Genomic DNA, 12,507 nt, shown 5'->3' with positions numbered 1-12,507 from the left:
GAGAAAGCCTTTCTGGAGCAGCTGCTGAATCGCTGGACGGATGATCAGGCGGACTTCGGCTCCACCCGGGCCACGACCACGTGCGGTCGGCCGGGGTGCGGCGCGGTGAAGGCGGCGTAGAGCGCGTCGTGGTCACGGCCGTCGACCGTGACGGCGGACCAGCCCGCCGCCTCGAAACGGGCGGCGATGCCGCCGGGCCGGGCGTGGCTGGCGGAGGAGTTGTCGACGACGACGGTGTGCAGCCGGTCCAGTCCGGCGGGCCCGGCGAAGGCGATGGCCTCGTGGTTGCTGCCCTCGTCCAGTTCGGCGTCGCCGACCAGCACCCAGACCCGCGGGTCGGCGAGTCCCTGGGCGCGCAGCCCCAGCGCCGTCCCGACGGCGATCGGCAGCCCGTGCCCCAGCGACCCGCTGCCGATCTCGGCGCCCGGCACCAGCACCCGGTCGGGGTGGTGGCCGAGCGGCGAGTCGTAGGAACCGAAGTCCGGGAGCCACTCGACCGGTACGAATCCCTTGGCGGCCAGTACGGCGTAGTACGCCATCGGCCCGTGCCCCTTGGAGAGCAGGAACCGGTCCCGCCCGGGGTCGTCCATCCGCTCCGGACCGACCCGCAGGACCCGGTCGTAGAGCACCCACAGCACGTCCAGCGTCGAGGTCGCCGCCGGGCCGTGCTTCTCGTCGCCGGTCATCAGGCCCATGAGCCGGGGCAGGTCGCCGTGCGTGTACGGGCGGTTGTGTTCCGTGGTGGTGGTCATGATGAGGATCGTCCAACCTCAACCAAACTTCAGGTCAAGGGGTGGGCGGGGGCTCGGCCGGAAACCGGCCCCGAATAAAGGCGTGCGCGATCACCGATGCGAGTGCGGTATTGTTTCCCTGCGTGTTCGGCCAGGGGAAATCCCAGGTCAGATGGGCAACGGGACGTGGCGCAGCTTGGTAGCGCACTTGACTGGGGGTCAAGGGGTCGCAGGTTCAAATCCTGTCGTCCCGACCAGCTTTGCAGCGGGTCGGAGGCCGTTTTCTCAGCGATGGGAAGACGGTCTTTTCTGTGTTCGCGGGCGTGAGCCGATGGCGTGTGACGGTCACAGGGTGACCGTCTTGTACTCGACGTACTGGGCGAGTCCCACAGCGCCGTACTCGCGGCCGATGCCGCTCGCTTTGTAGCCGCCGAAGGGGCCGTCGAAGGCGATGGGCGCGCCGTTCACGGTGACCGTGCCGGTGCGCAGGCGGCGGGCGACGGCGAGTGCTCGGGCCTGGTCGGCGGACCACACGCCGCCGGAGAGGCCGTACTCGGAGTCGTTGGCGATGCGTACGGCGTCGTCCTCGTCGTCGTAGGGGATGACGACGAGGACCGGGCCGAAGATCTCCTCCTGTGCGATCCGCATGGAGTTGTCCACGTCGGCGAACACGGTCGGGGTGACGTAGTTGCCGCCTTCGAGGCCGGGCGGTACCTGGGGACCGCCGGTGACGAGGCGGGCGCCTTCCGCGATGCCGAGTTCGATGTAGTCGCGGACGCGCTGCTGCTGGTCGGGGCGGACCATCGGGCCGATGAAGGTGTCGGGGTCGTTCGGGTCGCCGACCTTGAGCGACTCGACGAGGTTCTTGAGGGCGGCGACGACCTCCTCGTAGCGGCTGCGCGGGGCGAGGACGCGGGTCTGCGCGATGCACGCCTCGCCGTTGTTCAGCAGCGAGGCGAACTTCAGCCCCTGTACGACCTGTTCGACGTCGGCGTCGTCCAGGACGACGGCGGCCGACTTGCCGCCCAACTCCAGGCCGACCCGCTTCAGCTGCTCGCCCGCGATGGACGCGATCCGGCGGCCGGCCCGGGTCGAGCCGGTGAACGCGATCTTGTCCACGTCGGGGTGCGACACGAGGTACTCACTGGTCTCCCGATCGGCGGGAAGGACGCTGACCACCCCCTCCGGCAGACCCGCCCGCTCCAGCAGTTCGGCGAGGAACCCCATGCTCAGCGAGTTCTCCGGGGACACCTTGAGCACGACCGTGTTCCCGGCCAGCAGCGCCGGTATCAGCTTGGCCAGGGCCGCGGAGAACGGGGAGTTCCACGGAATGACGGCGGCCACGACACCGATGGGCTCGCGGCGCAGCACGCTCCGGGTGGGGGAGTCGGGGTCGGACGGCGTGAGGGTCTCCTCCCAGCCGAGTTCCTCGGCCGCCTTGAGGTAGGCGCGCGCCTGCCGCCCGAGTCCCGGTTGCCCGGCCAGCGTGAACCAGCCGGCCGAGCCGTTCTCCGCGGAGATCAGCGCGGCGATCTTCTCGGCGTCGGCCTCGCGCAGCGTGTTGAGCCGCCGGACGGCGGCGATGCGTTCCGCGGGTGCCGTGCGGGGCCAGGGGCCCTCGTCGAAGGCGGCGCGGGCGGCGGCCACGGCGCGGTCCACGTCGGCGGGGCAAGCCTGCGCGGCCCGGCCGATGACCGTCCGGTCGTGCGGCGAGCGGATGTCGAGCAGCTCGGGCTTGCTCGGTGCGGTCCACGAACCCGCGATGAAGAGTCGGTCGTAGGTGATCATTTGCGCTCCTGGGGAGTTCAGGGGTGATCATTTTCGGTATCTGTCACTTCAATGTAGCACTTAGGGATTGTGTGGCCTCAAGTGTGTGGTGATAGCGGGCTATGCTTCGCTGTGTGAGAGCCGACGCCGTACGCAACCTCGAAGCCGTCCTGACGACCGGAGCGCGCATGCTCGCCGCCGATCCGGGCGCGAGCATCGCCGCGATAGCCGCCGAGGCGGGTGTCGACCGGCGCACCGTCTACCGGCGGTTCGCGTCCCGTGAGGAACTGCTGGCGGCCATCTACGAGGCCCGGGTCGAGGCGATCGAGCGGGCCACCGGGGATGCCCGGCTGCGCGAGGCGCCCGTCGCCGTGGCCCTGCACCGGTACGTCGAGGGGATCATCGGCGTCAATCGCACCTGGCCCGTGGAACTCGCCCGGATGAAGGCCGACGAGACCATCCGCGACCGGCGCGACGTCCTGATCCGGGAGGTCGACGCCTTCCTGGAGCGCGCCACCGACGAAGGGCTCCTGCGGGCCGACATCCCCGCCGGCTGGGCGAGTTCACTGCTGCCGCAGCTCATGCACCTGGCCTCGCAGCAGCTGTCCGATCACAGTGCCGCCCGGGCCGCCGACATGGTCGTGGACACCTTTCTGCGGGGGCTCGGCGGGCAGTGACGTCGGCGGCGCGGGGGGTGAGCGGGCGTTCCGTGCGTCGAATCCTTGACCCCCGTACGGCCCTCCATGATGCTGTGTTGCGACACGTGAGATGCGTGCCGTAATGAGCAACGTTCTGCTCAGGTCTCGTACCAGCGGAGGAGTGGCCATGACTCACCAGGTCCGTGCTGTTGTCGCCCGGGGGAAGGGTGCCCCCGTCAGCCTGGAGACGATCGTCGTCCCCGACCCCGGCCCGGGGGAGGCGCTGGTGAAGGTCGAGGCCTGCGGGGTCTGCCACACCGATCTGCACTATCGCGAGGGCGGGATCAACGACGAGTTCCCGTTCCTGCTGGGGCACGAGGCCGCGGGTGTCGTGGAGTCGGTGGGAGAGGGGGTCACCGATGTCGCTCCCGGTGACTTCGTGATCCTCAACTGGCGTGCCGTGTGCGGGAATTGCCGGGCCTGTCGGCGCGGACGGCCGCAGTACTGCTTCAACACCCACAACGCCACGCAGAAGATGACCCTGCTCGACGGCACCGAACTCTCTCCGGCCCTGGGCATCGGCGCCTTCGCCGAGAAGACACTGGTCGCGGCGGGACAGTGCACCAAGGTCGACCGCGCCGCGTCGGCCGCCGCAGCCGGGCTGCTGGGCTGCGGGGTGATGGCCGGGATCGGTGCGGCCATCAACACCGGCAACGTCGGACGCGGTGACACGGTCGCGGTCATCGGCTGTGGTGGGGTCGGTGACGCGGTGATCGCGGGGGCCCGGCTGGCGGGTGCGGCGCGGATCATCGCCGTCGACATCGACGACCGGAAACTGGAGACGGCCCGCTCCCTCGGCGCCACGCACACCGTCAACTCCAAGGAGTCCGACCCCGTCGAGGCGATCAGGGAGCTGACCGGTGGCTTCGGTGCCGATGTCGTGATCGAGGCGGTCGGCCGCCCGGAGACGTACAAACAGGCCTTCTACGCCCGTGACTTGGCGGGCACGGTCGTCCTCGTCGGTGTGCCGACCCCGGAGATGAAGCTCGAACTCCCGCTCCTGGACGTCTTCGGACGCGGCGGATCCCTCAAGTCGAGTTGGTACGGCGACTGTCTGCCCTCCCGGGACTTCCCGATGCTCATCGACCTCTATCTCCAAGGGCGCCTGGATCTGGACGCGTTCGTCACGGAGACCATCGCGCTGGAGGACGTGGAGAAGGCCTTCGAGCGGATGCACGGCGGCGACGTGCTGCGTTCGGTGGTGGTGTTCTGATGGGCGCGCGCGTCGAACACCTCGTCACGTCCGGACAGTTCAGCCTCGACGGCGGTGCCTGGGACGTCGACAACAACGTGTGGATCGTCGGCGACGACCACGAGGTCGTGGTCATCGACGCGGCCCATGACGCCGACGCCATCGCGGAGGCGGTCGGCGACCGTCGGCTGACCGCCATCATCTGCACCCACGCCCACAACGACCACATCGACGCGGCGCCCGCCCTCGCCGACCGCACCGGTGCGCCGATCCTGCTGCACCCGGACGACCTGCCGCTGTGGAAACAGACTCACCCGGATCGGTCGCCCGACGGTGAGCTGGCCGACGGGCAGGACGTGGTGGTGGCGGGCGTCGGCCTCAAGGTCCTGCACACGCCAGGGCACGCGCCCGGTGCCGTGTGCCTGTACGCGCCGGGGCTGAACGCCCTCTTCAGCGGTGACACCCTCTTCGCGGGCGGGCCGGGGGCCACGGGACGGTCGTACTCCCACTTCCCGACCATCGTCGACTCGATCCGGGAGCGGCTGCTCGGGCTGCCGGGCGGCACCGTCGTGCACACCGGTCATGGGGACACGACCACCGTCGCCGCCGAGGCGCCGCATCTTCAGGAGTGGATCGACCGCGGGTTCTGAGGATCGCCCAGTGTTGTTCATGGCGCACGCTGTTGCGTGAAAAGCAACACTGGAAGACGGTCCGGGTGCCCTCGGGATGCCTTGACAAGGGTTTGGGGGCGCCCTCAAACTGACGTTGCGCTTACCGCAATCCGTTTCGCTATACGCACCGAGGTGTCATGATGATTCCCGCGTGCCTTCTCGTGGATCTGCCGCGAGGCGAGGCCTACCGGCTCGACATCGATCCGCCGGTTTCGGTGTTCCACACCGACGACGGCGAGGTCTTCGCCATCGACGACACGTGCACCCACCAGGACGCCTCGCTCGCCGACGGCTGGCTGGAGGGCTGCGAGGTGGAATGCCCGCTGCACGCTTCGAAGTTCGACCTGCGGACGGGAGCCGTCGACGCCCCGCCGGCCAAGCGCCCGGTGCGTACCCACGAGGTTCTCGTCCAGGACGGCATGATCTACGTCGTGCCGTCCACGGACGCCCCGAACCTGCCGCCCTGCGTCGCGTCCCGGCTCGCCGGAGGCCCCGCGTGAGGACCGTGGCCGTGGTGGGCGCCTCGCTGGCGGGACTGTCGGCGGCGCGCTCGCTGCGGAAGCAGGGCTACGGCGGGCGGCTCGTCGTCATCGGCGACGAGGCCCATCGCCCGTACGACAGGCCGCCGTTGTCCAAGGAGTTCCTTGCCGGGACCGTCGGCGAGGACGATCTCCTGCTGGAGACGGACGACGAGGATCTGCGCGCCGAGTGGCTGCTCGGTGTTCGTGCCGTCGGACTCCAAGTCGACGGTATGGAGCGGGTGTTGCTCCTCGACGACGGTCGGGAGGTCCGGGCCGACGGTGTCGTCGTCGCGACCGGAGCGGTGGCGCGGAACCTGCCCGGCACGGACCGGCCGGCCGGCGTGCACACCCTGCGCACCCTGGACGACGCCCGCGCCCTGCGCGACGAACTCGCCCTGGGCGGACGGCTGGTGGTGATCGGCGGCGGGTTCATCGGCGCCGAGGTCGCCTCCACGGCGTACGCCCTCGGACTCGACGTGACGGTGATCGAGGCGGCACCGACCCCTCTCGCGGGACCGCTCGGCGAGACCATGGGCGGCATCGTCTCCGCCCTCCACGAGGCCCACGGCGTACGGCTGTTGTGTGGTGTCGGGGTCAAAGGGCTGAGCGGGGAGGACCGCGTCGACGCGGTGTTGCTGGAGGACGGGCGGACCGTCCCCGCGGACATCGTCGTCGTCGGTGTCGGCGCGCGGCCGTGTGTCGACTGGCTCGAAGGCTCCGGCGTCGAGCTGGACAACGGCGTGAAGTGCGGTGCCGACGGTCGCACCAGCCTCGCGGGCGTGGTCGCCGTAGGGGACTGTGCTTCCTGGTACGACCCGCACGCGGGCGTCCATCGGCGGGTCGAGCACTGGACCGGTGCGCGGGAGCGGCCCGAGGCGGCCGTGGCCGCGCTGCTGTCGTGGGGCGCGGCGGAGGCGGGGGCGCCGAGGCCGCCGTACTTCTGGTCGGACCAGTACGGCGTGAAGATCCAGTTCGCCGGTCATGCGGCCGGCGCCGACAGTGTGACCGTCGAGGAGGGCGCCCCGGGCGACCGTAGTTTCCTCGCCGTCTACCGGTGTGCCGGGCAGCCGGTCGCCGTGCTCGCGATGAACCAGCCGCGGCTGTTCACGCGGTGGCGCAAGCAGCTTGCCGCCAGGGTGAGTTGACCCGTAATTACGCCGTCCGGAGTCGTTCGTCCCGGCGCGTGAATGACCGACCCACGACGTTCTCCGAGGAGTGCTCTGTGACCTCGACCAGCCTGCCGGACAGCCTGATCGCCACCCTGCCCGGCTCCTCCTACACGGACCCGGAAATTTTCGCCCAGGAGCAGGAACGCATCTTCGAGACGATGTGGTTCTGCGTCGTGCGCTCCTCGGACCTGGCCAAATCCGGCGCCTTCCGGACCGTCGACGTGGGCCGCGAGAGCATCCTGATCACGCGTGCCCGCGACAACTCGATACGCGCCTACTTCAACGTCTGCCGGCACCGCGGCGCCAAGCTGTGCACGGAGGAGGCCGGCGAGGTGAAACGGGCCTTCCAATGCCCGTACCACGCCTGGACGTACGACCTGAACGGCAAGCTCGTCGCGGCCCCCAACCTCACGAAGATGCCCGACGTCGGCCGTACCGAGTTCGGCCTGGTGAGCGTCGCCGTCCGCGAATGGCTCGGCTATGTGTGGGTCAACCTGGCGGAGAACCCGCCGTCGTTCGACGAGGACGTCATCAGCGAGGTCGTCACCCGGCTAGGCGACGTCGAGTCCCTTGAGCACTACGACGTCGACCACCTCTCGGTGGGCAGACGCATCGTCTACGACGTCAAGGCCAACTGGAAGCTCATCATCGAGAACTTCATGGAGTGCTACCACTGCGCCACGATCCATCCCGAACTCACCGAGGTGCTACCGGAGTTCGCCGACGGCTACGCCGCCCAGTACTACGTCGGCCACGGCGCCGAGTTCGCTGAGGAGGTCCAGGGATTCACGGTCGACGGCTCGGCGGGGCTCGACCGCATTCCCGGGGTCAGCGAGGACCAGGACCGTCGTTACTACGCGATCACCATCAAGCCGCAGGTGTTCATCAACCTCGTCCCCGACCATGTGATCTTCCACCGGATGTACCCGGTGGCCGTCGACCGCACGATCGTCGAGTGCGACTGGCTCTACCTCCCGCACGTCGTCGAGAGCGGCAAGGACGTCAGCCGGTCCGTGGAACTCTTCGACCGGGTCAACCGCCAGGACTTCGAGGCGTGCGAGCGCACGCAGCCCGGGATGAGCTCCCGGATGTACGCCAAGGGCGGGGTGCTGGTGCCCAGCGAGCACCACATCGGCGCCTTCCACGACTGGGTGAACGACCGCCTGGGGACCCAGCAGGGGTGACTCAGCCCAGGTAGCCCATGCGGTGGCTGATCTCCTCGGCGCCCTTGACCAGCACCGGGGCGAGTTCGTGCAGACGCTCCTCGGTGAACCGGTACGCCGGTCCCGAGGCGCTCACCGCGGCGACGACCTCGCCGTCCCGGTTGCGCACCGGGGCGGCCACGGCGTGCAGCCCGACCTCCAACTCCTCCAGGGTCCAGGCGTATCCGCGCTCCCGGGCCTCGGCGAGATGCTTCTCCAGCTTCGTCTTCGAGGTGATGGTGTGCGGGGTCACCTTCTTCAGGCCGGCCTCCGCGAGCAGCGCGGCGCGCTCCTTCGCGGGCAGGTGGGCCAGCAGGACCTTGCCGCTGGAGGTGGCGTGCAACGGGGTCAGTTCGCCGACCCAGTTGTGCGCGGTGACGGCGCCGGGGCCGCGCACCTCGTACAGGTTGATCGCGTACTGCTCCTGCATGACCGCGATGTTGACGGTCTCGCCGATGTCCTCGGCGAGGCGCTCGCAGACCGGGCGGCCCTGCTGGGTGATGTCGATGCGCCCGGTGACCGCGCCGGCCAGCCGTACGATCCCGAACCCGAGCCGGTACTTGCCGCGTTCGCCCGCCTGTTCCACCAACCCGCGCGCCTCCAGGGCGCCGAGCAGCCGGAACGCCGTCGACTTGTGAACATCGATCTCGCCGGCGACCTCACTGACCCCGGCCTCGCCACGCTGGGCCAGGATCTCCAGCACGCTGATGGCACGGTCCACGGACTGCACTCCGCCGGACTGCGAACCTGTCGTTTCAGTATCTGGACTGTAGTTGCTCACAGCGAAACTATACGCGCAGTACGGTACAACCTGTTTACTGTCGGGACGTTGATCAGGCCCTTTTCCCTGATAGGGACAGCGGAGTCGGCCGCCGATGGGAGTCCACCCGTCACGGCAGGAGGTGGACGGCCATGTGCGCGATCTCCTCGGGCTCGATCAGCCGTCGCGGGAGCGACTGCGGCCGACGCCGACGGGCACGGGCGGCCGCACGGTGAAATGCGAAAAGGGGGAAATCGAACTGGCTGTTTGTGTATGTCCACTTGAGAGTCACACCTTGTGAGCGGCACCTCCCGGGAGGGCGCGGAGAACTGAGAGGGAGCACCGACGACCCCGGTGCTCCCTGTCTCGACAATGCGATAAAAGGCTGATGGACATACGCCGTTACCGTGCTCCGCGATTCCCCGCGGTCTCGCGCTGGGTCGCCCTTCGGCGTGCCGCGTCAATCACGCTCCTCTCTTCCGGCGAGAGGAGTTCCCTCAGCTTCTCGTTGTTGACCCAGTCGTTCAGAAGGGCATGAGAACCTCCCAGGCTCAGCGAGTACGCCCACATGCTTCGCCCTCGCCGCACTCCGTTCCATTCGGTCGCCCAGCTGAGCAGATGGCCGATTCTCTGCTCCTGCGTGAACCTCGTGACTCGCATGCCCGTCACCTTTCCATGATTACGAGAAGGACTGATCCACTTCCGCTCTGTAAACGGCTTGGAGAAGAAAGAGGTTCACTGCGGGATCAGAATCCGGTGAGCGTCACCTTGCCGATGGTGGAACCGGACTCCAGGATGCGATGCGCCTCGCGCAGATGGGCCGCGTCGATCGTGCCGAGGTCCCGGGTGGCCGTGGCGCGCCTCGCAGGGTCACGGGCGCGCTGGGAACCCCGTCGGCAGGTCGTCGACCGCGGGCGGAGCCTGGCGGCCTTTCGTCGTGTTCCCCTGCCTTCCTCGCCGTCGCCGAGCGAGCCGCTCACCTCGTGACCGGCCGCCGGCGCCTGCCCGCCGTGCCGGGGGATGTGCTGGAGTGAACAACGCCGGGGCCTGTAACACCTACGAAACCCGGACCTTGCAAGTTGCGTTGCTCGCAACCTGGTGCGTATAGCGATACCCGTATTAGCATGCCTCGCGTATCTACGGCGCGAGCGAGACGAGAGATCATGGCTCCCCTGCAATACGACTTCGTCATCGTCGGCGGTGGATCCGCCGGCAGCGCACTGGCGAACCGGCTCTCCGCGGACCCCGCCCATCAGGTGCTGGTCCTGGAGGCCGGTCGGCCCGACTATCCGTGGGACGTCTTCATCCACATGCCCGCGGCGCTCACCTACCCGATCGGCAGCCGGTTCTACGACTGGAAGTACGAGTCCGAACCCGAGCCGCACATGGGCGACCGGCGCATCTACCACGCGCGCGGCAAGGTGCTGGGCGGCTCCAGCAGCATCAACGGCATGATCTTCCAGCGCGGCAACCCCATGGACTACGAGCGCTGGGCCGCCGACGCCGGCATGGAGAGCTGGGACTACGCGCACTGTCTGCCGTACTTCAAGCGCATGGAGAACTGTCTCGCGGCCGAGCCCGACGACGAGTTCCGCGGTCACGACGGGCCGCTCGTCCTCGAACGCGGGCCCGCCGCCAACCCGTTGTTCGGCGCCTTCCTCAAGGCCGTGCAGGAAGCGGGTTATCCGCGCACCGAGGACGTCAACGGCTACCAGCAGGAGGGCTTCGCGCCCTTCGACCGCAACGTCAGCCGGGGGCGCAGGCTCTCCGCCTCCAAGGCGTACCTCAAGCCCGTGCGGAAGCGGCCCAACCTCACCGTCACCACCCGCGCGATGGTCACCCGTGTCCTCTTCGAGGGCAAGAAGGCCGTCGGCGTCGAGTACCGGCACCGCGGCAAGGTCCAGCAGGTGCGTGCCCGCGAGGTCATCCTCTGCGGCGGCGCCATCAACTCCCCGCAGCTGCTTCAGCTTTCGGGGGTCGGCAACGCGGAGGAGCTGAGCGCGCTCGGCATCGACGTCGTCCACGACCTGCCGGGCGTCGGCGAGAACATGCAGGACCACCTGGAGGTGTACATCCAGTACGCCTGCAAGCAACCCGTCTCCATGCAGCCGTACATGGCGAAGTGGCGGGCCCCCTTCATCGGCCTGCAGTGGCTCTTCCGCAAGGGACCCGCCGCGACCAACCACTTCGAGGCCGGTGGGTTCGCCCGCAGCAACGAGGACGTCGACTACCCCAACCTGATGTTCCACTTCCTGCCGATCGCGGTCCGCTACGACGGTTCCTCGCCGGCCGGCGGCCACGGCTACCAGGTGCACGTCGGGCCCATGTACTCCGACGCCATCGGCTCGGTGAAGATCAAGAGCAAGGATCCGCTGGAGCACCCGGCGCTGCGCTTCAACTACCTGTCCACGGAACAGGACCGTCGCGAGTGGGTCGAGTCGGTCCGGGTCGCCCGCAAGCTCCTCAACCAGCCCGCGCTGGCCCCGTACAACGACGGCGAGATCTCGCCCGGCCCGTCCGTGGAGAGCGACGAGGAGATCCTCGCCTGGGTCGCCAAGGAGGGCGAGACAGCCCTGCATCCGTCCTGCACCTGCAAGATGGGCACCGACGACATGTCCGTCGTCGACCCGACCAGCATGAGGGTGCGCGGAGTTGAGGGACTGCGGGTCGTCGACGCGTCGGTGATGCCGTACGTCACCAACGGCAACATCTACGCGCCGGTCATGATGATCGCCGAGAAGGCGGCCGATCTCATCCTGGGCAAGGAGCCACTGGCTCCGTCGAAGGCCGTGTACTACCGGCACCGCGACGCCCAGAAGCAGGCCGGGTAGGGCGTGTTGGGCGGCGACGGTCTCAAGGCGCTGCTTTCCGGCGTCCGTTACGAGGTGCTGCCGGCCAGGGCGACCGAGGAGAAGGTCCTCGCCCATGTACCGCGCGACGTCGTCGTCACCGTGACGGCGTCGCCGGTCAAGGGCCTGGAGCCGACCCTCGACCTCGTCGGGCGGCTGGCGGCGCACGGTTACCGCGTGGTCCCGCATGTGCCCGCGCGGCTGCTGCGGGACGACACGCATCTCAAGGATGTCGTCGACCGGCTCCGAGAGGCCGGCGTCGACGACGTCTTCGTGCCCGCCGGGGACGCGGATCCGCCGGCCGGGGCCTACGACGGGGCCCTGCCGGTGCTGCGCAGGCTGAGCGAGCTGGGCAGCCCGTTCTCCCACGTCGGCATCACCGGGTATCCCGAGAGCCATCCCCTCATCCACGACGACCTCACCATCCAGGCCATGTGGGACAAGCGCGCCCACGCCACGTACATCGTGAGCAACCTGTGCTTCGACGCGCGCGTGCTCGGTGAGTGGGTGGGGCGGATTCGGCGGCGTGACGTCACCCTGCCCTTGTATGTGGGCGTCGCGGGGCCTGTGCAGCGGGCGAAGCTGCTGGCCATGGCGACGAAGATCGGGGTGGGGGAGTCGACGCGCTTCCTCACGAAGCACGCGTCCTGGTTTCTACGGTTCGCCGCGCCTGGTGGTTACTCGCCCGACCGGTTGCTCGCCCGTGGCGCGGAGGCGCTCACCGGGCCGTCGGCGGGGGTGGCGGGCCTGCACGTGTTCACCTTCAACCAGGTTGCGGAGACGGAGCGGTGGCGTCGCGCTGCGCTGGAGAGGCTGGGGGAGTAGCCGCTGGGGGCTGCGCCCCCAGACCCAGCTTCGGCCCTGAAGGGGCCTCGTCCTCAAACTCCCCCAGAGGGGGGACCCCCAACGGGCTGGATGGTGTCGGCCTGCGCCTCAAGTCCCGCCAC

12 protein-coding genes and 1 tRNA gene are annotated in these 12,507 nt (G+C 69.0%); 9 read left to right on the top strand and 4 right to left on the bottom strand.

The features are described from left to right. Positions 1 to 44 precede the first annotated feature (44 nt). Entirely contained in the window at positions 45 to 752 is a 708-nt protein-coding gene (locus ACIQBL_RS12725) for a transketolase (protein ID WP_401940165.1), read from the bottom strand. A gap of 159 nt (positions 753 to 911) precedes the next feature. Here ACIQBL_RS12725 and ACIQBL_RS12720 point away from each other — a divergent pair. After that, positions 912 to 988 (top strand) — tRNA-Pro (locus ACIQBL_RS12720). 88 nt (positions 989 to 1,076) lie between these two features. On the opposite strand, the gene ACIQBL_RS12715 is transcribed toward ACIQBL_RS12720, so the two are convergent. Next, the gene (locus ACIQBL_RS12715; protein WP_401940163.1) at positions 1,077 to 2,519 is read right to left on the bottom strand and encodes an aldehyde dehydrogenase; all 1,443 of its coding nucleotides are present in this window, start codon (positions 2,517 to 2,519) and stop codon (positions 1,077 to 1,079) included. 167 nt (positions 2,520 to 2,686) lie between these two features. On the opposite strand from ACIQBL_RS12715, the gene ACIQBL_RS12710 reads away from it, so the two are divergent. The 6 genes from ACIQBL_RS12710 (at position 2,687) to ACIQBL_RS12685 (ending at position 7,933) form a co-directional block, all read left to right on the top strand. Beyond that, positions 2,687 to 3,175 (top strand): TetR/AcrR family transcriptional regulator, encoded by a 489-nt coding sequence (locus ACIQBL_RS12710; RefSeq protein WP_401940722.1) that lies wholly within the window; start codon positions 2,687 to 2,689, stop codon positions 3,173 to 3,175. 148 nt (positions 3,176 to 3,323) lie between these two features. Next, positions 3,324 to 4,409, top strand: a complete 1,086-nt coding sequence (locus ACIQBL_RS12705; RefSeq protein ID WP_401940161.1) for an S-(hydroxymethyl)mycothiol dehydrogenase — start codon at positions 3,324 to 3,326, stop codon at positions 4,407 to 4,409. Further along, positions 4,409 to 5,038: an MBL fold metallo-hydrolase gene (locus ACIQBL_RS12700; protein ID WP_401940159.1), complete on the top strand. Its 630-nt coding sequence runs from the start codon at positions 4,409 to 4,411 to the stop codon at positions 5,036 to 5,038. The genes ACIQBL_RS12705 and ACIQBL_RS12700 overlap by 1 nt, the downstream gene beginning before the upstream one ends. A gap of 158 nt (positions 5,039 to 5,196) precedes the next feature. Next, positions 5,197 to 5,559, top strand: coding sequence for a bifunctional 3-phenylpropionate/cinnamic acid dioxygenase ferredoxin subunit (locus ACIQBL_RS12695; RefSeq protein WP_019069625.1), 363 nt, complete (start codon positions 5,197 to 5,199; stop codon positions 5,557 to 5,559). Beyond that, a complete protein-coding gene (locus ACIQBL_RS12690) occupies positions 5,556 to 6,725 on the top strand; it encodes an NAD(P)/FAD-dependent oxidoreductase (protein ID WP_401940156.1) in 1,170 nt (389 codons plus the stop codon). Before ACIQBL_RS12695 ends, ACIQBL_RS12690 begins: the two co-directional genes overlap by 4 nt. Before the next feature lie 77 nt (positions 6,726 to 6,802). After that, positions 6,803 to 7,933, top strand: a complete 1,131-nt coding sequence (locus tag ACIQBL_RS12685) for an aromatic ring-hydroxylating dioxygenase subunit alpha (RefSeq protein WP_401940154.1) — start codon at positions 6,803 to 6,805, stop codon at positions 7,931 to 7,933. A 1-nt stretch (position 7,934) separates the two neighbouring features. On the opposite strand, the gene ACIQBL_RS12680 is transcribed toward ACIQBL_RS12685, so the two are convergent. Continuing rightward, entirely contained in the window at positions 7,935 to 8,681 is a 747-nt protein-coding gene (locus tag ACIQBL_RS12680; protein WP_401940720.1) for an IclR family transcriptional regulator, read from the bottom strand. A gap of 776 nt (positions 8,682 to 9,457) precedes the next feature. After that, positions 9,458 to 9,691: a hypothetical protein gene (locus ACIQBL_RS12675; RefSeq protein ID WP_401940151.1), complete on the bottom strand. Its 234-nt coding sequence runs from the start codon at positions 9,689 to 9,691 to the stop codon at positions 9,458 to 9,460. Between the two features lie 183 nt (positions 9,692 to 9,874). On the opposite strand from ACIQBL_RS12675, the gene betA reads away from it, so the two are divergent. Further along, the gene (gene betA / locus ACIQBL_RS12670; RefSeq protein ID WP_401940148.1) at positions 9,875 to 11,542 is read left to right on the top strand and encodes a choline dehydrogenase; all 1,668 of its coding nucleotides are present in this window, start codon (positions 9,875 to 9,877) and stop codon (positions 11,540 to 11,542) included. A gap of 6 nt (positions 11,543 to 11,548) precedes the next feature. Then, positions 11,549 to 12,385, top strand: a complete 837-nt coding sequence (locus tag ACIQBL_RS12665) for a 5,10-methylenetetrahydrofolate reductase (RefSeq protein ID WP_401940717.1) — start codon at positions 11,549 to 11,551, stop codon at positions 12,383 to 12,385. The last annotated feature ends 122 nt before the right edge of the window (positions 12,386 to 12,507 follow it).

The organism is Streptomyces sp. NPDC088350 (assembly GCF_044753545.1).
Classification (GTDB): domain Bacteria; phylum Actinomycetota; class Actinomycetes; order Streptomycetales; family Streptomycetaceae; genus Streptomyces.
The sequence above is the reverse complement of the archived record's forward strand: the minus strand, read 5'-3'. Positions and strand labels throughout refer to the sequence as shown.

Bases quoted from the DNA above. Each gene is read 5' to 3' on its own strand.
- ACIQBL_RS12710 (WP_401940722.1), top strand. From the start codon at position 2,687: ATGCTCGCCGCCGATCCGGGCGCGAGCATCGCCGCGATAGCCGCCGAG.
- betA (WP_401940148.1), top strand. From the start codon at position 9,875: ATGGCTCCCCTGCAATACGACTTCGTCATCGTCGGCGGTGGATCCGCC.
- ACIQBL_RS12700 (WP_401940159.1), top strand. From the start codon at position 4,409: ATGGGCGCGCGCGTCGAACACCTCGTCACGTCCGGACAGTTCAGCCTC.
- ACIQBL_RS12715 (WP_401940163.1), bottom strand. From the start codon at position 2,519: ATGATCACCTACGACCGACTCTTCATCGCGGGTTCGTGGACCGCACCG.
- ACIQBL_RS12695 (WP_019069625.1), top strand. From the start codon at position 5,197: ATGATGATTCCCGCGTGCCTTCTCGTGGATCTGCCGCGAGGCGAGGCC.
- ACIQBL_RS12725 (WP_401940165.1), bottom strand. From the start codon at position 752: ATGACCACCACCACGGAACACAACCGCCCGTACACGCACGGCGACCTG.
- ACIQBL_RS12705 (WP_401940161.1), top strand. From the start codon at position 3,324: ATGACTCACCAGGTCCGTGCTGTTGTCGCCCGGGGGAAGGGTGCCCCC.